Genomic DNA, 19,211 nt, shown 5'->3' on the forward strand with positions numbered 1-19,211 from the left:
TTTGGCTGAATGATTCTATGCTGATATTACATTGTGATTGTCAGGGTAGACGCACACATGAAAACCGCCCTCCCCCGTAAGCAAAAAGGTGCCGTGGCGATTGAGTTCGCGCTGGTGTTCGTGATCTTTTTCGCGGTGCTGTACGGTCTGCTCAGTTACAGCCTGCCGTTATTGCTGATGCAATCGTTCAACGAGTCGACCGCCGAAGCGGTTAGGCGCAGCGTGGCCGTTGACCCGACCACCGCTAATTACAAACAGACCGTCGAGACATTGGCGACCAGTGTCCTGACGCAACGCCTGTCATGGATCCCGCCGGCGTTGAATTTCAGTGTCGCCACCCACGCGAAGGCGGTGTATGCCGGCGGAGTGTTGACGGTAAGCATCGACTATCCCAGCAGCAAGTTGAACAGCGTGCTGCCTTCGCTGGTGCTGCCCGGGGTCGGCCCGATACCCAATCTGCCGACCACGCTCAGCGCCCAATCGAGCCTGCAGTTTTGAGTCCCGGCGATACATTGCTCGGTCGCCTGCTGCAACGGCCACCGGCGAAAACCCTCAACACCGAGTACGCCATGAGCGCGCCCGGAGTCGGTTTGCACATCCAGCTGGATGCCGCATCTCGAGTGATGCACCTGGCGGGGCCGCTCAGGCACGCACTCGCCCGTCAGGCCGTGAGCGCCCAGCCGGTACCGTTGCGCGACTACCTGATGCCCCACAGTTGCCTGTCCATCGAAGGTTCGCCCGGGGATTGGCTTGGGCACAGCCTGGACCTGGACTTTCAGGGCCTGGGCGATCAGCCCGTGCACCTGCGCGGCTGGGTGCAGCCTCAAGCCGAAGGCTGGTTATTGCAGCTGCTGGACATCGGTGATCTGCTGCTCGAACGTCGACAGGCACGCAGCCGCGAGCAGTGTCAGCTGCTCGCAACCCAGCTCAGCGAGCAACTGCGCCTGTGCAGTCTGCCGCGCCTGCCCCAGGTGCTGAGCGAACAGCTGCAACTCCTCGCCCAACGTTTGCATGTCCCTTGCATTGCCGTGGCGCTGCTCGACGAGCAGGAACAAGGCTGGCAGGTGCATCAGCATGCCGATGCCTTTGACGCACCGCAGTTATGGCACGCGGGTCAACGCCTGGGCACTGGCCTCGACACCTTGAACGGCGGCGCCCCCCAGCCGTTGATCAGCGGCGAGCATCCGCGCCTGCAGGATATTTTCGGCCATGCCGAAGGCTTCGCCGTACCTTACCAGGACGCCCAGGGTGTCGCGGCCTGGTTGTTGTGCGGTTTTTACCCGGTGCAACAGCGCGCGCCCGACTTGAGCCATCGCGACTGGCTACAGCTGATGGCCGCGCTGGCGGCGCCCTTGCTGGAGCGGTTGCGCGAGCAGCGCCACCATCTGCACCTGGAGCGCCTGGAAGCCCTGCAAACCTTGCTGGGCACCGGCTGGTGGGAGCTTTTCGGTGATCGCCACGAGCTGCAACTGGCCGCATCGCTGGCCAGCGACCTGGGCCTGGACCGGGGGGTTTTACCGGTGCGCGACTGGCTCGAACGGGTACACCCCGCCGATCGCGAAGAACTCAATGCCCGCCTGCTCGACCTGCAGGACAACAGTGCACCCCTGCTGCTGTGCATCCGCGTGCTGCAGGCCGAGGCCGCGCAATCGCCGACCTGGTATCGCCTGCAAGGCCAGGCCGTCGGCGCGGGGACACAGCGGCGAATCATCGGTTTCATGCTCGACATCAGCGACATCAAAAACCAGCAGCAGCACGCGGCAACGGCGCATGCACGGCTGGACAACCTGATCGCCAGTTCACCAGCAGTGATCTATGTTCAGCGTTACGTCGAGGGCGCGCTGCTGCCGACGTTTTTCAGTGACAGCCTGCTGCCGTTACTGGGCTTCACCCTCGCCGACTGCAGTCCCGCGATGCTGGTCGAGCGGGTACACCCGGATGACCGCGACCAGTACTTTGAACGCACCCGACAGCTGCTGCGCCAGGGTTCGGTGCAGGCACGCTATCGACTGCGCGACAGTCGTGGCGATTACCACTGGCTGCTCGATGAAGCCCGCCTGCTGCGCGACGATCTCGGCCTGCCGGTGGAGGCCGTGGGCCTGTGGCTGGATGTCACTGAAGCCACCCAGGCTGCCGAGCAGGTTCGACAAAGCGAGGAACGCTATCGCCTCCTGGTGGAAGACTCCCCGGCGATGATCTGCCGTTACCTGCCCGACCTCACACTGACCTTTGGCAACCGACCACTGGCGGCCTATCTGGAATGCGAGCCGCAAGCGCTACCCGGTGTAAACCTCGGCAGCTGGATGTCGCCGGAACAGCGCAAGGCGTTTGTATCGCGCCTGGGCCAACTGACCCCCGAGTTTGCGGTGAGTACCGCGGAAATCAATCTGCAACTGCCGGGACGCGAGCATGCATGGTGGGTCTGGTCGGATCGCGGGGTGTTCGATGATCAGGGGCGCCTTCTTGAAATCCAGGCCGTGGGCCGCGACAACACCGAGGTGCGGCGCGCCCAGCAGCAACTCACCCAGAGCGCAAAAATGGCCACCCTGGGCGAGATGGCCACGGGCCTGGCCCATGAAATCAATCAGCCGCTGAATGTGATGCGCATGGCCGTCGTCAATGTGCTCAAGCGCCTGGGCAACGGCGATGTGCAGGTCGATTACCTGACCGAAAAGCTAAAGCGCATCGACGCTCAGGTCCAGCGCGCAGCGCGGGTGGTGGACCACATGCGCGTGTTCGGTCGCCGTTCCGAGATCGAGCAGCAGCCATTCAATCCGTTGCATGCCATTGAAGGTACCCTGGCGTTGCTGGCCGAAGGCATGCGCGGCAAAGGGCTGGAGCTGCGAATCGGCGAGGCCGGCTTCGACGTGCAGGTGCGCGGTCATGTCGATCAGCTGGAACAGGTGCTGATCAACCTGATGGTCAATGCCCGGGATGCCCTGCTGGCCAAACGCGAGGATGATCACCCCTTCCAGCCGTGGATCGCGCTGGACGCCGAGCGGGATGCCCAACACGTGCGCCTGTGGGTCGAGGACAATGCTGGTGGTATCGATCCGCGGCTGATGGAGCGGATCTTCGAACCCTTTTTCACCACCAAGCCGGTGGGTGTTGGCACCGGCCTTGGGTTGTCCGTGAGTTACGGCATTGTCGAGAACATGGGCGGACGGCTCAGTGTGAGCAATTCGGTACACGGCGCGCGCTTCTGCATCGAATTGCCGATATTGCCCCTGTCTTAAATCACCAGCCCGGCGCGACCCGGGGGCTTGCAACTGAGGTTGGCGCCGACGTCGACTTTGTTCAGCGTGATGCCGAGGGCAGCGAGCAGGTTGTCGAGGATGGGGTCGAGGACTTTGCTGAGCAGGCCATCAATGACCACGCCCAGCGTGTTGTTAACCGCGTCCAGCGCCCCCGTCACAGTTGTCAGTAAATCACCCAGTACATTTGGAGCCACAGGTTTGTAGGCCTGCACCTGAACACCCGCCAGGGTGGTTTTCAAGCTATCGACAACCCCCTGCGTACCCAGGCTGTAGAACAACGGAGGTTGTTTGATCTCTGGAGGCTGGTTGTAAATGTGCGTGCTCTGGGTGCTGGCGACGGGCGAATCGACCTTGACCCCCAGGCCGCCGCCGTAAAACGGCTTGCGTGTCGACAGATCGCAGGTTTCTGGCCCCAAGCCCAGCAAGGGAATCTTGCAAGTGATGGCGCCAACGTCGATCAGGGGCAACGGCTGCACCGTTACATCTGCCGAAGACGAGAATGCGTTGGCCGTGTCGATTTTGCCGACCTTCAGTTTCACCAGGGCCGTATTGGTTTGGGTCGTCAGCGTTTTGGTGGCATCACTGGCGCATGTGTAGTCGGTCACATGGCTGTTGGCACTGCCGACTTCCAGGGCGATATCAATCCTGGAGGTGGGCAGTATGAGCAAGTTGGTACGCTGGCAGGTGCCCCCCAGAACACAGAAGACTGACTGGAGCGCTCCGCCGAGGTTGAGGTGCAACACGTTGTTCAGGGCGTCGGTCACGCCTGAGATCAAAGACGTATTCAAGATGGCAGCGGGCAGACCGGTCACGCCCGTCAACAGCGGCGGCAGATTAAGCGACAGCACGGTGCGCACCTGCGCCGTGCGCACGTAAATACGGTCGGGCCCCATCGGGTTGGCTTTGGCCAGCGCCGGATTACCCACCGCCGACAGCTGCGGCGGCTCGATCACCTTGACCCGTACCGAGCCGTTGACCAATGCAGGAATATTCAGTGGTAGGTCGACCACGATGCCGTTCTGGCTGTTGGCCAGCTGCACAAAGGCTTCCACCAGCTGGAACACTTGCAGATTGGTATTGAGCGCCGACGAAGGCGTGCCGGTCTGCAACTGCAGCAGTTGCCCTAATGCAAGCTCGGTGCTGCCGGCTACCACCTTGAGATCGGTGAGGCCACTGACCGCCACGTTAGCCGTTGTGCCGCCGGCCTGGAGCACGGTGATCGCGGTGTCCAGCAACTGGGTCAGCTTGATTTTCTTGTTGAGCAATTCGGTGTAGTTGCCGGCACTGACGTTGACGTCCAGGGCCAGTTGATTCAGGTAGCTCAGCAGATTGATGTTGGTATCGACCAGGCCCTGCCAGCCCACCGCGCTCAGATTAAGGCTGCCGCCGAGCATTTTCCCCAACAACAGGTTCAACGCAGCCGACTTGCTGGAATCGACCACCAGCGCTGTGCTGCCGATCGTCAACATCGCCAAGGGCGGCAGTACGGCCGGGGCAGCGACTGCTGTCGCGGTGAGCCGTGTGTTGAGGCTGGCCGGGCCGGGACTGAACAGTGCTCCGACGCCGGCGGCGATGCTGGTGGGGACCACTCGCGTGGCGATCACGCGGATGGCTGCTTTTTTACTGGCATCCGGCGTAAAGCTGCGCAGCTTATCGGCGCCGGTTTGCAAGACTCCGCAGGTGGTGCTCAGGGTAATGCCGTCGGCGACGGTCAGGCCGTTGCGGGTGGCGCTTTGAGTGGCGTACCTGGCAGCGGTGAGATTGGCCAGGCAATCGCCGTCGCGCGTCACGGCTTCAAGGGCCGCCACATCGGCGACTCGCTGCAGCTTGCGCTGCTCCAGGTAGAGCCTGCCACTGTCGAGCACCAGCAACATGAACATCAATGCCAGGCCGAGGGTAAGCGCGGCTAACAGACCGATCGCGCCACGTTGCCGGGCGGGGCCGTGAAACTGCAAGCGGGGAGACATTGTGCACTCCTTTGCCGGCGTACTGCCGAGGTGTTACCTCCATGGGTATGGGAGAGTGTAGACAAGGGTTTTCAGAGCTGCACATGAGCGGGTGTGTTGATTGCGGTGCTGCATCAAGTCTTTATCTAGGCGGGTAATTTGCCAATATCCGCGCCACCGTCTCGCGTATCGCGGTGCTGCGATCCGCCGGGTTCGGCGAGCGGGCGAGCATCTGTTCGTCGCTGCCGCGCCATACCAGCTTGCCGTCCTTGCCATCGAGCAGGTCGATCTGAACCGTCGCGACCTTGTAGGTGATGTTGCGGGTTTCGTTGTACATCGGCCCGCCCCAGTAACCATTCCACGGGCCGCCCCAACCACCGCCGTAGTTGGTGGTGACCTGCTGCTGGCGCTGCTCGACAATCAGGTAGGTCTGTACGCTCAGGTCACCCTTGGTGCCGGCGGCAGCCGGGCGCAGGCCGCGCTGGTCGAGCTGTTCGGTGACCGCCTGGCGGATGCGCTGCTCGGTCAGATCGCTCTTGATCCGCGGGTCATCGGGGCGATATTGCAGGGCCGGCTCCTTCCAGCTCCAGCTGCGGTAGGCGGCGAAGTCACGACTGGCATCAAAGTCATGGTTGACCTGGTCCGAGGCGCAGGCGCCGAGCAGCGCGACCACGACCAGTAAAGCGAGACGGCGGAACATGATGATTCTCCGAGTGAGGCATGAACCTGCGTAATGCGTCTTGTCTACTGTAGCTAACCGGGAGGATACGCCGACATGGCTTTTTCCACAGCCTCCCTGATCGCATCGGCCCTGGCGCTCTGCTTGCCCTGGTTGCTGGTTTCGGCACTGGCGCTCCACACCGGCTGGCCGCTTTGCGCATCGAACAGGTCGACCCGCACGACCACGACCTGCTCCTGATAGGTGCGCACGATCGGCACTGTGTTGTACATGCCATAGCCGCTGCCGCAGCAGCGGTTATAACCGCCACCGCCGCCGTAATAACCGGCGCCGCCATAGTAGTCATCCCGCACCTGACGCAAGCGGGTTTCCAGGCGCAGGTCAGCGCTGACGAAGAGGTCGGCCGGGCGATTGTCATGCAAGGGTCGCAGGCCGCGCTGGTCGAGGGCGTTGCTCACGGCTTCGGCGACCTGCGCCGAATCCGCCCAGGCAGTCCCCGGCGGCAATTGTCCGTTCAACCAGGCCCAACTGCGATACCGGCCGTAGTCGCGCGCAGGTGCCGGATAGGCGCTGCGGTCGAAGGTGGTGGCGGCTTGAGGCGGCGCGGGCGGCAACGGCCTGGAGGTCGCGACATAGGGGTTGCTGCCCTGACAGGCCGCCAATCCCAGGCAGATGATCAGTAAACCCGAACGACTTTTCATTTCATGCTCCGATCAGATCGGCCGGCAGATCCAGTGCAAGTAGCGCCCAAGCCCGGCAAAGCTTGGGTGACGGCGGTGCGCGAGTTCCATTTCAAGCAGGTCCACCAGTTCTGCGCGGGCCTGGAATTCCACCGGCATGTAGTCGTGGAAAACCCGTACCCCGCTCTGGGTTTCGACCTGCCACAGGCCCTCAAGTTGCGTCGCAAGTTCACGCGGGTCCAGAGGCTGTTGTGGGGTCAGGCTCTGTTTTTCCCCCGCCATGTCGTTTTTGCGCATCTTGCGAAAGTGGCCTTTTAGCAGGTTGCGGTAGATCAGCGCATCGCGGTTGTAGAAGGCCAGGGACAACCAGCCGTCCTGCCGGGTCAGTTGATGCAAGACCGGCAATATCGCGTGGGGCTCGGCCAACCATTCCAGCACTGCGTGACACAGCACCAGGTCGTAGGGTTCGGTAAGCTGGCCGAGCAGTTCCTGCCAGGGTGCCTGGATGAAAGTCGCGTGTTGCCCGGCCTCGGCGAAGCGCTGGCGAGCGCCTTCGAGCATCGGTTCGGCAGGTTCGGCAAGCGTGACGTCATGCCCGCGCTGGGCCAGCCATAACGACATGTGGCCCAGGCCCGCGCCGATGTCCAGAACGCGCAAAGGCCGGTCCGGAAGGGTTTCGGCCAGGTCGGCCTGGAGTACGGCCAGACGGATGGCGCCCTTGGCCCCACCATAGATTTTTTCGGCGAAGCGCGTCGCCAGTTGATCGAAATGACGGTCACTCATCAGCTGAACCGCCGTTCGCTGTCCGCCAGCTTGCTGCGTACCACTTCATTCATGTCCAACCCCAACTCGCTGCACAACAGCAGCAGATAAAGCACAATGTCGCCGACTTCCTGACCGGCATGGGCGAGTTTTTCGGCCGGCAGCTGGCGCGACTGGTCTTCGGTCAGCCACTGGAAGATCTCCACCAGTTCGGACATTTCCACGCTGGCAGCCATGGCCAGGTTTTTGGGGCTGTGAAATTGTCGCCAGTCATTGCGATCGCGGATGGCGTGCAGGCGTTCGGTCAGTTCAACAAGGTTCATCGGGCTCTCCTGAAGACGTATAGCTTCAAGGGGTTGGCCCAGGACTGCAAGCGTATCGATGGCGTGTCGAACTTTGCCCCATAATCAACAGTCGATGCCCTGTACAGGAGCTGCCGCAGGCTGCGATCTTTTGGCATAGTCATGAGCGCCAAGGATCAAGATCAAAAAACCGCAGCCTGCGGCCGCTCCTACGGGGCTCATCATTCTTTCAGGACGAACTACACATGCAGGTAGAAAGCTTTTTCGAATGGCTCGGGCAGGCACTCGGTTCAGTCATCCGTTTTATCGTCGACGGCCTCAGCGGCCTGTTCAATCTGTTGAGCCATGCCGGCGCCAACTTTGTCGAGGGGCTGTCCCGGGCGTTGGGGATGGACACTTCGATCATCAGCATCATCGCGCTGGTCCTGGGCCTGATGTTGCTGTGGTCGGCCATTCGAGCGTTCATGAATGCGTCGATCATCATGGGGATCATCTGGCTGCTGCTCGGGTTGTGGCTGTTGAGCTGGATCATCCACTGACACACAATGGCTCCCCCAAGGAGCCTGCATGTCCAACCTGAGCAACGACTGGCGCGACCGCCTGACCCATCGCCGGGTCTGGGCGCTTGCCGCGCCGATGATTCTGTCCAATATCTCGGTACCGCTGGTGGCGCTGGTCGACAGCACCGTCATCGGCCACCTGCCCCATGCCCATCAACTCGGCGCCGTGGCCGTCGGCGCCAGCCTGTATACCTTCCTGGCATGGGGCATGGGCTTCCTGCGCATGGGCACTACCGGTTTCGCCGCACAGGCGGCCGGCCGAGGTGATGGCGCGGCGTTGCGGCAGATCCTGTTGCAAGGCTTGTTGCTGGCCTTCGGGCTGGCGGTTGTCCTGGGCGCAGCAGGCGTGCCCCTGAGCGGAGTTGCGCTGCACTTCATGCAGCCTTCGGCGGAGCTGGACCAGCTGACCCGCGAATTCTTCCACACCCGATTATTCGGCCTGCCGGCAGCGCTGGCCAGTTATGCACTGGTGGGCTGGTTCCTCGGCACGCAGAACGCTCGGGCACCCCTGGCGATACTGCTGAGCACCAACCTGGTCAACATTGCCTTGAACCTGTGGTTCGTTCTGGGCCTGGAATGGGGGGTGGTCGGGGCCGCCCGGGCCTCGGTCATCGCTGAGTGGACCGGAGCAATCATCGGCCTGCTGATGACCCGCAAGGCCCTGCGCGCCTACCCCGGGCAAATCGCCTGGGCGGCGCTGGCCATCTGGCAGAGCTGGCGCCCCCTGCTGGCGGTCAATCGCGACATCTTCATTCGCAGCCTGGCGCTGCAGTCGATTTTTTTCCTGATCACCGTGCAAGGTGCGCGGCTGGGCGACGCCACTGTCGCCGCCAACGCACTGCTGCTCAACGGCCTGTTGCTGACGGCTCATGCACTGGATGGCCTGGCCCACGCCGTGGAAGCATTGTGCGGCCATGCCATTGGCGCCCGTGACCGGCAGGCGTTGCGCCGCTCCCTGGTGGTGGCCTGCGGCTGGTCGCTGCTGGCGAGCCTGGGTTTTGCCGTGCTGTTCCTGTTTGGCGGGCATCTGTTCATCGAGATGCAGACCGATATCCAGAGCGTGCGCGACACTGCGTTCATCTACCTGCCCTACCTGGCCGCGCTGCCATTGATTGCGGTGTGGAGCTACCTGCTCGATGGTCTGTTCATCGGGGCTACGCGCGCCCGGGAAATGCGCAATGGCATGTTGTTGACGGTGGCCCTGCTGCTGCCCTTCGCATGGGCGCTGCAAGGGTTGGGCAACCATGGTCTATGGCTGACCTTCCTGCTGTTCATGTTGCTGCGCAGCCTGACACTTGGGGCGTTTGCCTGGTATCTGCAACGCAACGACGGCTGGTTTGCCGGCAAAGCTCACTGAGCCGGCGTGGCCTTGATGAAGCCTGCGACTTCATCCAGCACCGGTGCCAGGCCCCGCATTGGCCGGGACAACGCTGCCACCAGGGTGGCATGACCGGTGCGGGAGAAATACAGGTCGCGCACCGGCACCCCGGCTTCACGCAACTTGCGCGCCAGGCCACCGGTGTTGCGGCGAGGGTCGACCAGTTCATCATCGCTGGACGCCATCAGCAACGCCGGTGGCGCGCCTCGACTGACATGGTTGATCGGTTGTGACAGGGCCGGCGAATTCGGCCAGAAGAACACCGGGCGCACGTCAGGGTTCACGATGGGCAGGAAGTCATAGGGACCGGCCAGGCCGATCCAGCCGCTGATATCATGGGGCGACATGCCAGCAGCCCCCAGTAATTGCGGGTCCAGCGCCAGCATCGCGACGTTGTACGCGCCGGAGCTATGCCCCATCAGGTACAGCCGCTGCGGATTGCCGGAAAACTGCTGGATGTGCGAGCGGGTCCAGGCTACGGCCTTGGCGCCATCCTCGAGAAATGCCGGGTAGCGCACCTGCGGATACAGGCGATAGTCCGCCAGTACGGCCACGATTCCCCGGGATGCCAGGGCCTCACCGACAAAACTGTAATCGCTGCGCGATCCGCTGTTCCAGCTGCCGCCATAGAAAAACACCACCACCGGAGCGTTCTCCATGGGGTGGCGCGGGACGTACACATCGAGTTTTTGCCGCGGGTCTCTGCCATAGGCGATGCCCTCGGTCTTGTCGAAGCCGTCGTCAGGGGTCAGGGCATTAAGCGCCTTGAGCGGAGAACAGGCCGCGAGCGCAGCCAGCACGAGCGCGCCAATGGCCCGTTTGCAAAATAGCCGAATCCAGATCGCCATCGACGCCACACCTCAGGGTTTGTTGCGCTGCCACAGGTAGCGCAGCCACAACCACTCATCGAGCCCTGACGCTCGCTGAACCCCAGCGCCAGGCCTTCCTGAAGATGGGACCACAGGCGCTCGTAATCGGTCCCCGTGGTTTCACTCCACTGCCAGGCTTGCCCGCGCCAGGCCAACCGGCCCCACGCGAATCAAGCCTAGGCGCCAACCCGTCAGGACGACAGGTAAGACGAACGGGTCAGGCCCAGACGCAAGGCGTCGAGGAACTGGGTGCGTTCGGCGGCAGTGATGCGCGCGCTGGCGCATTTGTCGCGGTAGTGGGTCATCAGCTCTTCCGGCGACAAGTGCACGTAGCGCAGCATGTCTTCGATGGTGTCGTGGGTTTCGATACCGGCGTGATACACACTGCCATCCGCATTCTGGTAGATGTTCACCGAGTCGGTGTCACCGAACAGGTTATGCATGTCGCCGAGAATTTCCTGGTAGGCGCCTACCAGGAAGATACCCAACAGGTAATCTTCACCTTCGTTCAGACCGTGTACCGGCAGGCTGGTCTCGATGCTCTGCTCGTCGACGTATTGCTTGATCTTGCCGTCGGAGTCGCAGGTCAGGTCTTGCAGCACGGCACGGCGCAGCGGCTCCTCGTCCAGACGGTGCAGCGGCAGGATCGGCAGGACCTGGCCGATGGCCCAGGTGTCCGGCAGGCTCTGGAATACCGAGAAGTTGCAGATGTACTTGTCTGCCAGCTTGTCGTTGAGTTCGTCGAGCACCTGGCGGTGCGAACGCTGACGCGCCTTCAACGAGTTGTGCAGGCGACGGCAGACCGCGAAGTAGCATTGCTCGGCCAGGGCTTTTTCCGCCAGGGTCAGCTTGCCATCGGCGTACTGGGTAGCCACGTCGCTCATGTAGTGAGTGGCGCGCCAGTAGGTTTCGGTGACCATCTCGATGTCGGTCGGGCCCAGCAGGTCCACCAGCCACTGCACGGTTTCCGGCAGGGCTTCCTTGTTCTCGATCTGCGGCACGTCGTCGTTGTGTTTCTCGACGTCGGTGACCTGCACCACCAGCATGGCGTGGTGCGCCGTCAGCGAGCGACCGCTTTCGGAGAAGATGTTCGGGTGCGGCAGGCTCTGCGCGTCGCAGAATTCCTTGAGCATCCCGACCACGACGCCGGCGTAGTCGTCCATGTCGTAGTTGATCGAACTGGCGTTACGCGAGTGGGTACCGTCGTAGTCGACGCCCAGGCCGCCGCCGACGTCGATATGATCCACCGGCAGGCCGAGGTTGCGCAGTTCGCCGTAGTAGCGGATCGCTTCCTTGAAACCGTGCTGGTAGTCCGCCAGGTTGGCGATCTGCGAACCCATGTGGAAGTGCAACAGGCGGATGCCCTGGTCCAGGCCCGCCGCGCGGAAACGCTCGACCACCGACAGCAGCTGCGCCGCCGACAGGCCGAACTTGGATTTCTCACCGCCAGTGTCCGCCCACTTGGACGATGCCAGGGACGACAGGCGCACGCGCAGGCCGACCTGAGGCTTGACCTTCAACGAGGCGGCTTCTTCGATGACCAGCTCAACTTCGGATTCTTTTTCGATCACGATGAACACGTTGTGACCGAGTTTCTGCCCCATCAAGGCCAGGCGGATAAATTCGCGGTCCTTGTAGCCATTGCAAACAATGGTGCCGCCCTTGGGTGCCAGGGCCAGCACGGCCAGCAGCTCGGGCTTGGAACCCGCTTCGAGGCCGATGGAAACATTCTGGGTGGCGATGATGTTTTCGATCACCGCTTCCTGCTGGTTGACCTTGATCGGGTACAGCGCGGTGTACTTGCTCTGGTATTCCAGGCGTTCGATGTTCGAATCGAATGCACCGGTCAGCTGACGCACGCGGTCTTGCAGGATGTCGGGAAAACGAACCAGCAATGGCAGGGACAAGCCGCTCTTGCGCAGCTGGTCAACTTGCTCGAACAGGTCGATAGGCGAACTGGCGGGGCCGTTCGGACGAACCTCGACGCGACCGGCGTCATTGATCGCGAAATACCCGGCCCCCCAATGGCGGATCCCGTAAACACTGCGGCTGTCCGCAACTGTCCATTGGCTGCCATCGTCTTTGCGTGTGCGTCGTACGGACATTGAAGTCCCCTATAAAGAAGTCATAGAGCGTCGCCTGGGTTCAGGCCGGCGCAGTCTAAAGAATGAAAATGACGGTTCGTCAACGAGGGGGTAGACCTCGCCGACCGCAGTGAGTTTAGAAACCGGTCAGAACAGGCTCTGTGAAAACCATGTGGGCGACGCCAGACCTGTTGTCAGGACTGGATCAAGTCGAGGGTGGTTTTCACAGAGGCTGCTAGCCGCCGGACTTCTTTGCCTTGAAACCGAGCTTGATCAATTCAGCCAAGAGTAGCTCGACATGATCGCCCTGGATTTCAATGATGCCGTCTTTCAACGCACCCCCGGTCCCGCAACGTTTTTTCAACGTGGTCGCCAGGTCCTTGAGCGCATCTTCAGCCAGGGGCACGCCGGTGATGGTGGTCACCGTCTTGCCGCCACGCCCCTTGCTTTCGCGGCGTACGCGAGCAATGCCGTCACCGGCCGGGATCACGGTCTGTTTGCAGATGCAGGCGTCCACCGGTTTACTGCACTCGGGGCAATGACGACCTGCGTCGGTGGAAAATACCAGGCCACCTAGGGCGGCGAAGGATGCGGCTTTTTTGGCCACCGGCAATCCTCTTGGGAGGACAAAGACTGGCCGCAGCAAATGGCTATCGACCGCGAAGCCCCACTCAGGCAGGGGCAGCGCTACTGAAACGAAAAAGCCGGTGTAGGAGCTGACGAGTGCAACGAGGCTGCGATCTTTTGATCTTGATTCAACGGCAAATCAAAAGATCGCAGCCTGCGGCAGCTCCTACGCCGTACTGATGTCGATTCAGTTTGAAAAGGTCGCGCAGTGTAACGGCAAAAACGCCGATTGCTAAGAGCCAATCGGCGCCAATTTATAGCTCTTTTGCGACGTCTTTCCCGCAGGCGCGAAGATAGCGCTTCAAAGCCGCGAGCGAGTCCGGGCAGTAAGGCTTCTGCCGGATTTCCAGCATCACCTGGTCGATGGGGAGAAAGCGCGCTTCAACCACCTCTTCCGGCTGCAGGATCAACGGCCCGTCCCACACGGCCGAGAACGCCGAACACCACAGGCGATTGCCGGTGTCCTCGAAGTAGAAATGGTCGTGAGCGGTCAACTCCACCCCGCCTACGCCCAGCTCTTCTTCCAGTTCCCGTGCGGCCGACTCGGCGTACGTTTCGGTGGCAAGCACCATGCCGCCAGCGGCGACGTCCCAGTAACCGGGATAGATCGCCTTGCTCAGGGTGCGGCGGTGCACGCACAGCTCACCCGCCGAATTGAACAGCATGATGTAGGTGCCACGCCCGATCAGGCCCCGCTCGCGCAGGTCGGACCGGACCAGCGCGCCGAGCAGGTTGTCCTGCTCATCGACCCAGGCAATCTGCTCGGCGTCCGAGGCCGCGCGGTGGGCGGCCTCTTTGTCGCTGTCGGCCATGACTCAGCCCTGGTTCAGCAATTGACGCAAGTCGATCACTGCGGCGTTCGCCCGGGAAATGTAGTTGGCCATGACCAGCGAGTGGTTGGCCAGAACGCCAAAGCCGCTGCCGTTAAGGATCATCGGACTCCATACCGGCTCCTGCGAAGCTTCCAGCTCACGAATGATCTGGCGCACGCTGACGGTGGCGTTTTTCTTCGCCAGCACGTCAGCGAAGTCGACTTCGATGGCGCGCAGCAGGTGGGACAAGGCCCATGCCTGGCCGCGGGCTTCATAGAACACGTTGTCAATCTGCATCCACGGGGTTTCGACGATTTCCTCGTCAACCTGTGGCACCTGGCCCGGGGCCACGACTTCGGTTTTCAAGGCGGTGTTGAGCTTGACCCGGCCAACGCTGGCCGACAGTCGCTGCGACAACGAACCCAGGCGTGTGCCCACATCGCCCAACCAGTTGTTGAGATTGTCGGCACGGGCGTAGAACAGCGCATTTTTCTGCGAAGGATCGGACAGGCGAGCCTGGTAGCGGCTCAGGGAATTGATGCCTTCCTGATACTCGGACTCACTGGACGGCAGCACCCAGCTCTTGTTGTCGAAGTTGAAGCGCGGCTCGGCCTTGGCCAGGTCCGAGTCTTCCGCCGATTGCGATTGCGAGCGGGCAAAGTCTTTGCGCAGCGCTCGCGTCAGGTCGCGCACCTGCACCAGCACCCCGTATTCCCAGCTTGGCGTGTTGTCCATCCACAGGCCTGGCGGGAAACGGTCATTGGAAATATAGCCGCCCGGCTTGCTCAGCAAGGTATCGGCCACGGTCTTGAGGGTTTCAACCGTGGTGTAGCCGATGACCATCTGCTTGCCTTCTTTCTCGGCAGCGACCTGGGCATTCTGCTGGACCGGGAACAGTGCCGGCTCCTGGCTCCAATACCAGCCCAGGCCGATCGTCACCAACAGGTACAGGCCGATCAAGGTGACCAGCGCCCGGCTGAACAAAAGTCCACCTATATAGCTGCGGGTCGCTGATTTTGGTTCAGCGGCACGTTCAGGCGCGCTGCCCGCGCGGTTCTTCCAGTCCAGCATGGCGATATCCTTTCAATCACTTGAGTTCATCGGTTCGACCACAACCCTACGCCATCGTGCCTCGTTTGCCGCGCATTAATACGCGCATGCCGCAAGCCACAACCGCACGGTCGATACCGCCACTATAAATGAACACCACGCCTTGTGTTGGTGCGGCGTAGGATGTGTCGAGTGCAACCAGCTCCTGGGCATCCCGTACGCATTCCGTACGCAGCAAAGCGACTCGCCAGTCATAAACTGAATGAGCTCGCTATGCACATTATTGACATGCGACACTGATCCACCCTCGGAAGAGATGCTAGCATAGAGCCACCAGTCGATCTCAGCATGCACCCTAACTAGTAGTCAGGATATGACCGAGCCAGAAGACCCCAGCCGTGAGCGCCTCAAGCAGCACTTTGCCCAGCGGGTAATTCATCAGGCACGTCAGATTCTTGAGACATGGCAGCGCCTGCAGCGCAGCGAGTGGTCTGCCACTGACCTGGCGGAACTGAGCGAAGCCAACCTGCGCCTGTTGCGGTTCGCCGAGCGCTTCGAGCAGCCGGAGCACATGCAGCTGGCTCGCCAGATCGGCCAGGCACTTGACGCAGTCGAAACCAATCGCGGTCGCCTCAGCAGCGGTCTGATCACCGACCTCAACCGCCTGATGCAGCGGCTGTCGCGCACCGGCCTGCGCCAGGGCGATCAGCTCGATCAGACGTTCCTGCCGCCCTTGCGCAAACCGATCTACGTGGTGCTGCAGGATCACGACCGCGCGGAGCGCCTGGCCAAACAGCTGGAATTTTTCGGGCTGAGCGCCCAGTCCCTGGACAGCGTGGCGGCGTTTCGCTCCTCGATGGTCGAGCGCCTGCCGGCGGCGATTGTCATGGATGTGGATTTCAGCGGGCCCGGCATCGGCCTCAAACTCGCCGCCGAAGCCCAGGAAGGCCTGGAACAACAACTGCCGCTGCTGTTCTTCAGTCTTAATGAAACCGACACCCCGACCCGCCTCGCCGCCGTGCGTGCCGGCGGCCAGGAGTTCCTCACCGGCACCCTCGAAGCGTCGAGCCTGCTGGAAAAAATCGAAGTGCTGACCTGCGTCGCGCAGTACGAACCGTTCAAAGTGCTGATCATTGACGATTCCCGGGCCCAGGCCATGCACACCGAGCGCCTGCTCAATAGCGCCGGCATTGTCACCCGCACCTTGATCGAGCCTATACAGGCCATGGCGGAACTCGCGGACTTCCAGCCCGACCTGATCATCCTCGACATGTACATGCCGGCCTGCACCGGCACCGAGTTGGCCAAGGTCATCCGTCACAACGACCGATACGTCAGCGTGCCGATCATCTACCTTTCGGCCGAGGATGACCTGGACAAGCAACTCGACGCCATGAGTGAAGGGGGCGACGATTTCCTGACCAAACCGATCAAACCGCGGCACCTGATCACCACCGTGCGCAACCGCGCGGCACGGGCGCGCAACCTGAAGGCGCGGATGGTGCGCGACAGCCTCACCGGCCTGTACAACCACACCCATATCCTGCAGTTGCTGGAAGACTGCAGCTTTCGCGCGCGCCGCGAGAACAAGCCACTGAGCTTTGCCATGCTCGATATCGACCACTTCAAGCGGGTCAATGACAGTCATGGCCATCCGATGGGCGACCGGGTGATCAAGAGCCTGGCGCTGTTTCTCAAGCAGCGCCTGCGCAAGACTGACTTCATCGGCCGCTATGGTGGCGAAGAGTTCGCCATTGTGATGCCCGATACCGATCTGGAGTCGGCCCACAAAGTGCTCGACGAAATCCGCCAGCGCTTCGCCGAAATTCACTATCCGGCGCAGCCCCAGGACCTTTGGTGCACCTTTAGCGCCGGGGTGGTGGATCTCGGTGAGAACTCCGACAGCTTGATGATGGCGAGCCAGGCTGACGAGGCGCTGTACCGCGCCAAGCACGCCGGGCGTAACCGCGTGCAGTCCTCGCGGGAATCAAAGCAAAAGGCCACTATTTCATCTGAATCCATCGAACCGGTCATAACCCTGTCATAGAAACGCAATAACTTCGGGCGCTTACCATTCTGCCGTTGGTAGTCCCGCAATGCGCCTTAAGCTGCTGACCAATCTCAACACCGTCCTTTTAATCGCCGTGTGCGCTGCGCTTGGCGCGACCCTATGGTGGTCGCAAAAAGCCCTCGAACGCCCCTATCTGCTGATGGAGCGTTACCTGAGCCTGTCTCAGCAGTTTCAGCGGCAGGTGGCGGGCAACGTGCAGGATTACCTCGTCAGCGGTGATGCCCTGCGCCTGAGCAGTGCGGGCCAGGCGATCGATGAGCTCAAACACGAGCTCGATGAACTGCCGCCCTCCTTGGCCGACGCCGTGCGCCCCAGCCTTGCGGAGCTTGAAGGGTTCAGCAAAACCGAACTGCTCGCCGCCGGCAAGCTTGCAGGCGACCCCCAGGCATTGCTGCTGCAGGCAGAACGGGAGTTGGGCGCAAACCTTGACCAGCTCAGTCAATATGCCAGTGCCAACGCGGACTACCTCAAGCCCTTGCTCAACGCCTCGCAGCACGTGGGCAAGCTGTCGTTGGCCCGGGACAAACTGGTCAGCAGCGGTCGCAGCGAACTGGCTGCGGAGGTGGAGCGAGAAGTCAGCAATATCCGTACCCAGGCCAGTATTCTGGAGGCCCTGCCGTTGCTGGGCGTGACAAGCAGCAGCGAGTCCAATACCGATGATTTCGCCGCCATGATGGGCCTGGAAAGCACTGAGAAGACCGCCGCCGAAGACGCCGGCATTGCACTCAAACGGGAACTCAACAGCCTGTTGGCCCGCTACCCCGCAGAACTTGCCCGCACCCGCGAACAGATCGAAAAACGCAGCGAGCTCAGCGCTGCGACTCATCAGAAAATGACCGCCGTGCAGCAGTCCCTCGCAGATCTGGAGCCGGCAGTGCGCGCGCAACACGGGCAGATCCAGAGTGAGGTGAGACTGCTGCAGGGGTTGATGATCGGCCTGATCCTGCTGATCGCGCTGCTGATCGACACTCTGCAACGGCGACTGGCTCGCACCCTGACCAACCTCGCACCCGCCCTGTCGACCTGGGCCGAGGGCGATTTCAGCCGGGACATCGAACTGGGCAAGACCAACCGCGAATTGCACGACATCCAGGCCTCGCTCAACCGCCTGCGAGCCTACCTGGTCGACCTGGTGGGAACCATTCGCCTGAACGCCGAGCAAGTGGCCGGCAGCAGTCGCACCCTGGCCGAGTTGAGCAACGACCTGCACGGCGGCGCTGAGGATCAGGCTGGCGACACCGCGATGATCCGCGATTCTCTCGCAGAGCTGGAAGCTACGATCCAGCAAGTGGCCGGCGATGCCAGCCAGGCGGCCGACGCCAGTCGCCATGCGGGGCTGGCAGTAGAGCAAGGACAGAAAGTCATCGGCCTGAGCCTTGCCGGCCTGCATGCCCTGGTCGGCGAAGTGCAAGGCAATGCGCAGATGATTGAACATCTGGCCGAAGAGTCGGCCACGATCGGCGGGGTACTGACGGTCATCCGCTCGATCGCCGACCAGACCAACCTGCTGGCCCTGAACGCCGCCATCGAGGCGGCTCGTGCCGGGGAAATGGGTCGAGGGTTTGCTGTGGTTGCAGAGGAAGTTCGCTCGCTGGCACAACGCACTGCCGGTGCCACGGCGCAGATCCAGACCTTGATTGCCGGGCTGCAAACGGCGGCACGCCAATCGGTCGAAGGCATGCGCGCCCAGGTTGGGCACGCGCAGTCCACCGCCAACCAGGCCCAGGCGGCCGACGGCGCACTGGATAAAATCGTCGATGCGATCCAGACCATTTCCGACACTGCAGTGCGCATTGCCGATGTGACTGCGCAGCAAAGTGGTGCGGTCAGCGAGATTCGCGATCACAGCGAGCGGATTCACCAGCTGGGCGGGGATAATTTGGTGCGAATTGGTGAAGGCCGTGAGCAAGGGGAACACTTGCTGGTGCTGGGCGGACGGTTGCACACGGCGGTACAGGCGTTTCGCGTCTGATCGAACGCCTTCGCGAGCAAGCCCGCTCCCACACTGGATCCATGCGCGACGCAGGCCCCAGTGGGAGCGGGCTTGCTCGCGAAGGCGGCACACCTGCCAACCCCATCATGCCGACCGGGCCCAAATGACCGGATTCAATCGGGCGGTCATATATTTCGCGCA

Annotated in this window: 16 protein-coding genes; 6 read left to right on the top strand and 10 right to left on the bottom strand. The window is 62.0% G+C overall.

All coding sequences use genetic code 11. The features are described from left to right. Window positions 1-57: 57 nt before the first annotated feature. Both EQV97_RS26635 and EQV97_RS26640 read left to right on the top strand, forming a co-directional pair. Window positions 58-498, top strand: a complete 441-nt coding sequence (locus tag EQV97_RS26635; RefSeq protein WP_240890392.1) for a TadE/TadG family type IV pilus assembly protein — start codon at window positions 58-60, stop codon at window positions 496-498. Continuing rightward, complete coding sequence (locus EQV97_RS26640) at window positions 495-3,236, top strand: PAS domain-containing sensor histidine kinase (RefSeq protein WP_240890393.1); 2,742 nt, start codon at window positions 495-497, stop codon at window positions 3,234-3,236. The genes EQV97_RS26635 and EQV97_RS26640 overlap by 4 nt, the downstream gene beginning before the upstream one ends. Here EQV97_RS26640 and EQV97_RS26645 read toward each other — a convergent pair. The 5 genes from EQV97_RS26645 to EQV97_RS26665 all read right to left on the bottom strand — a co-directional run bounded on the left by EQV97_RS26645 (window position 3,233) and on the right by EQV97_RS26665 (window position 7,647). After that, window positions 3,233-5,224 (bottom strand): pilus assembly protein TadG-related protein, encoded by a 1,992-nt coding sequence (locus EQV97_RS26645; RefSeq protein WP_240890394.1) that lies wholly within the window; start codon window positions 5,222-5,224, stop codon window positions 3,233-3,235. The two genes, EQV97_RS26640 and EQV97_RS26645, sit on opposite strands and share 4 nt — an antisense overlap. Before the next feature lie 121 nt (window positions 5,225-5,345). After that, the gene (locus EQV97_RS26650; RefSeq protein ID WP_122841628.1) at window positions 5,346-5,903 is read right to left on the bottom strand and encodes a DUF4136 domain-containing protein; all 558 of its coding nucleotides are present in this window, start codon (window positions 5,901-5,903) and stop codon (window positions 5,346-5,348) included. Between the two features lie 53 nt (window positions 5,904-5,956). Beyond that, window positions 5,957-6,583 carry a DUF4136 domain-containing protein gene (locus EQV97_RS26655; RefSeq protein ID WP_122841627.1) on the bottom strand — a complete coding sequence of 209 codons (627 nt, stop codon included), beginning with the start codon at window positions 6,581-6,583 and terminating at the stop codon, window positions 5,957-5,959. A 12-nt stretch (window positions 6,584-6,595) separates the two neighbouring features. After that, window positions 6,596-7,345, bottom strand: coding sequence for a methyltransferase domain-containing protein (locus EQV97_RS26660; RefSeq protein WP_122841626.1), 750 nt, complete (start codon window positions 7,343-7,345; stop codon window positions 6,596-6,598). Next, window positions 7,345-7,647 (bottom strand): MazG-like family protein, encoded by a 303-nt coding sequence (locus EQV97_RS26665; protein ID WP_045060320.1) that lies wholly within the window; start codon window positions 7,645-7,647, stop codon window positions 7,345-7,347. The genes EQV97_RS26660 and EQV97_RS26665 overlap by 1 nt, the downstream gene beginning before the upstream one ends. 224 nt (window positions 7,648-7,871) lie before the next feature. Here EQV97_RS26665 and EQV97_RS26670 point away from each other — a divergent pair, with 224 nt between their 5' ends. After that, complete coding sequence (locus tag EQV97_RS26670; protein WP_045060321.1) at window positions 7,872-8,165, top strand: hypothetical protein; 294 nt, start codon at window positions 7,872-7,874, stop codon at window positions 8,163-8,165. 28 nt (window positions 8,166-8,193) lie between these two features. After that, the gene (locus EQV97_RS26675; protein WP_240890395.1) at window positions 8,194-9,543 is read left to right on the top strand and encodes an MATE family efflux transporter; all 1,350 of its coding nucleotides are present in this window, start codon (window positions 8,194-8,196) and stop codon (window positions 9,541-9,543) included. Here the strand turns inward: EQV97_RS26675 and EQV97_RS26680 are convergent. From EQV97_RS26680 to EQV97_RS26700, 5 genes are all read right to left on the bottom strand, one after another. Next, window positions 9,537-10,412 carry an alpha/beta hydrolase gene (locus EQV97_RS26680; protein ID WP_240890396.1) on the bottom strand — a complete coding sequence of 292 codons (876 nt, stop codon included), beginning with the start codon at window positions 10,410-10,412 and terminating at the stop codon, window positions 9,537-9,539. The genes EQV97_RS26675 and EQV97_RS26680 overlap by 7 nt on opposite strands. A gap of 212 nt (window positions 10,413-10,624) precedes the next feature. Continuing rightward, window positions 10,625-12,538: an arginine decarboxylase gene (speA, locus tag EQV97_RS26685; RefSeq protein ID WP_122841623.1), complete on the bottom strand. Its 1,914-nt coding sequence runs from the start codon at window positions 12,536-12,538 to the stop codon at window positions 10,625-10,627. A 214-nt stretch (window positions 12,539-12,752) separates the two neighbouring features. Further along, window positions 12,753-13,124: a translation initiation factor Sui1 gene (locus EQV97_RS26690; RefSeq protein WP_045060325.1), complete on the bottom strand. Its 372-nt coding sequence runs from the start codon at window positions 13,122-13,124 to the stop codon at window positions 12,753-12,755. Between the two features lie 274 nt (window positions 13,125-13,398). Beyond that, the gene (locus tag EQV97_RS26695) at window positions 13,399-13,956 is read right to left on the bottom strand and encodes an NUDIX hydrolase (protein ID WP_045060326.1); all 558 of its coding nucleotides are present in this window, start codon (window positions 13,954-13,956) and stop codon (window positions 13,399-13,401) included. Window positions 13,957-13,959: 3 nt separating this feature from the next. After that, a complete protein-coding gene (locus EQV97_RS26700; protein WP_122841622.1) occupies window positions 13,960-15,027 on the bottom strand; it encodes a DUF2333 family protein in 1,068 nt (355 codons plus the stop codon). Between the two features lie 352 nt (window positions 15,028-15,379). On the opposite strand from EQV97_RS26700, the gene EQV97_RS26705 reads away from it, so the two are divergent. Beyond that, the gene (locus EQV97_RS26705; protein WP_122841621.1) at window positions 15,380-17,053 is read left to right on the top strand and encodes a PleD family two-component system response regulator; all 1,674 of its coding nucleotides are present in this window, start codon (window positions 15,380-15,382) and stop codon (window positions 17,051-17,053) included. Between the two features lie 49 nt (window positions 17,054-17,102). Then, on the top strand, window positions 17,103-19,049 hold the full coding sequence (locus tag EQV97_RS26710) for a methyl-accepting chemotaxis protein (RefSeq protein WP_122841620.1): 1,947 nt from the start codon (window positions 17,103-17,105) through the stop codon (window positions 19,047-19,049). Window positions 19,050-19,211 lie beyond the last annotated feature (162 nt).

Origin of the sequence: Pseudomonas sp. TMW22090, assembly GCF_022496665.1 — a bacterium.
Taxonomy (GTDB): Bacteria; Pseudomonadota; Gammaproteobacteria; order Pseudomonadales; family Pseudomonadaceae; genus Aquipseudomonas; species Aquipseudomonas gregormendelii.

What these genes read in the sequence shown, in the direction of transcription:
- EQV97_RS26635 (WP_240890392.1), top strand. Translation starts at nt 58, where the DNA reads ATGAAAACCGCCCTCCCCCGTAAGCAAAAAGGTGCCGTGGCGATTGAG.
- EQV97_RS26645 (WP_240890394.1), bottom strand. Translation starts at nt 5,224, where the DNA reads ATGTCTCCCCGCTTGCAGTTTCACGGCCCCGCCCGGCAACGTGGCGCG.
- EQV97_RS26650 (WP_122841628.1), bottom strand. Translation starts at nt 5,903, where the DNA reads ATGTTCCGCCGTCTCGCTTTACTGGTCGTGGTCGCGCTGCTCGGCGCC.
- EQV97_RS26655 (WP_122841627.1), bottom strand. Translation starts at nt 6,583, where the DNA reads ATGAAAAGTCGTTCGGGTTTACTGATCATCTGCCTGGGATTGGCGGCC.
- EQV97_RS26660 (WP_122841626.1), bottom strand. Translation starts at nt 7,345, where the DNA reads ATGAGTGACCGTCATTTCGATCAACTGGCGACGCGCTTCGCCGAAAAA.
- EQV97_RS26665 (WP_045060320.1), bottom strand. Translation starts at nt 7,647, where the DNA reads ATGAACCTTGTTGAACTGACCGAACGCCTGCACGCCATCCGCGATCGC.
- EQV97_RS26670 (WP_045060321.1), top strand. Translation starts at nt 7,872, where the DNA reads ATGCAGGTAGAAAGCTTTTTCGAATGGCTCGGGCAGGCACTCGGTTCA.
- EQV97_RS26675 (WP_240890395.1), top strand. Translation starts at nt 8,194, where the DNA reads ATGTCCAACCTGAGCAACGACTGGCGCGACCGCCTGACCCATCGCCGG.
- EQV97_RS26680 (WP_240890396.1), bottom strand. Translation starts at nt 10,412, where the DNA reads ATGGCGATCTGGATTCGGCTATTTTGCAAACGGGCCATTGGCGCGCTC.
- speA (WP_122841623.1), bottom strand. Translation starts at nt 12,538, where the DNA reads ATGTCCGTACGACGCACACGCAAAGACGATGGCAGCCAATGGACAGTT.
- EQV97_RS26695 (WP_045060326.1), bottom strand. Translation starts at nt 13,956, where the DNA reads ATGGCCGACAGCGACAAAGAGGCCGCCCACCGCGCGGCCTCGGACGCC.
- EQV97_RS26700 (WP_122841622.1), bottom strand. Translation starts at nt 15,027, where the DNA reads ATGCTGGACTGGAAGAACCGCGCGGGCAGCGCGCCTGAACGTGCCGCT.
- EQV97_RS26705 (WP_122841621.1), top strand. Translation starts at nt 15,380, where the DNA reads ATGACCGAGCCAGAAGACCCCAGCCGTGAGCGCCTCAAGCAGCACTTT.
- EQV97_RS26710 (WP_122841620.1), top strand. Translation starts at nt 17,103, where the DNA reads ATGCGCCTTAAGCTGCTGACCAATCTCAACACCGTCCTTTTAATCGCC.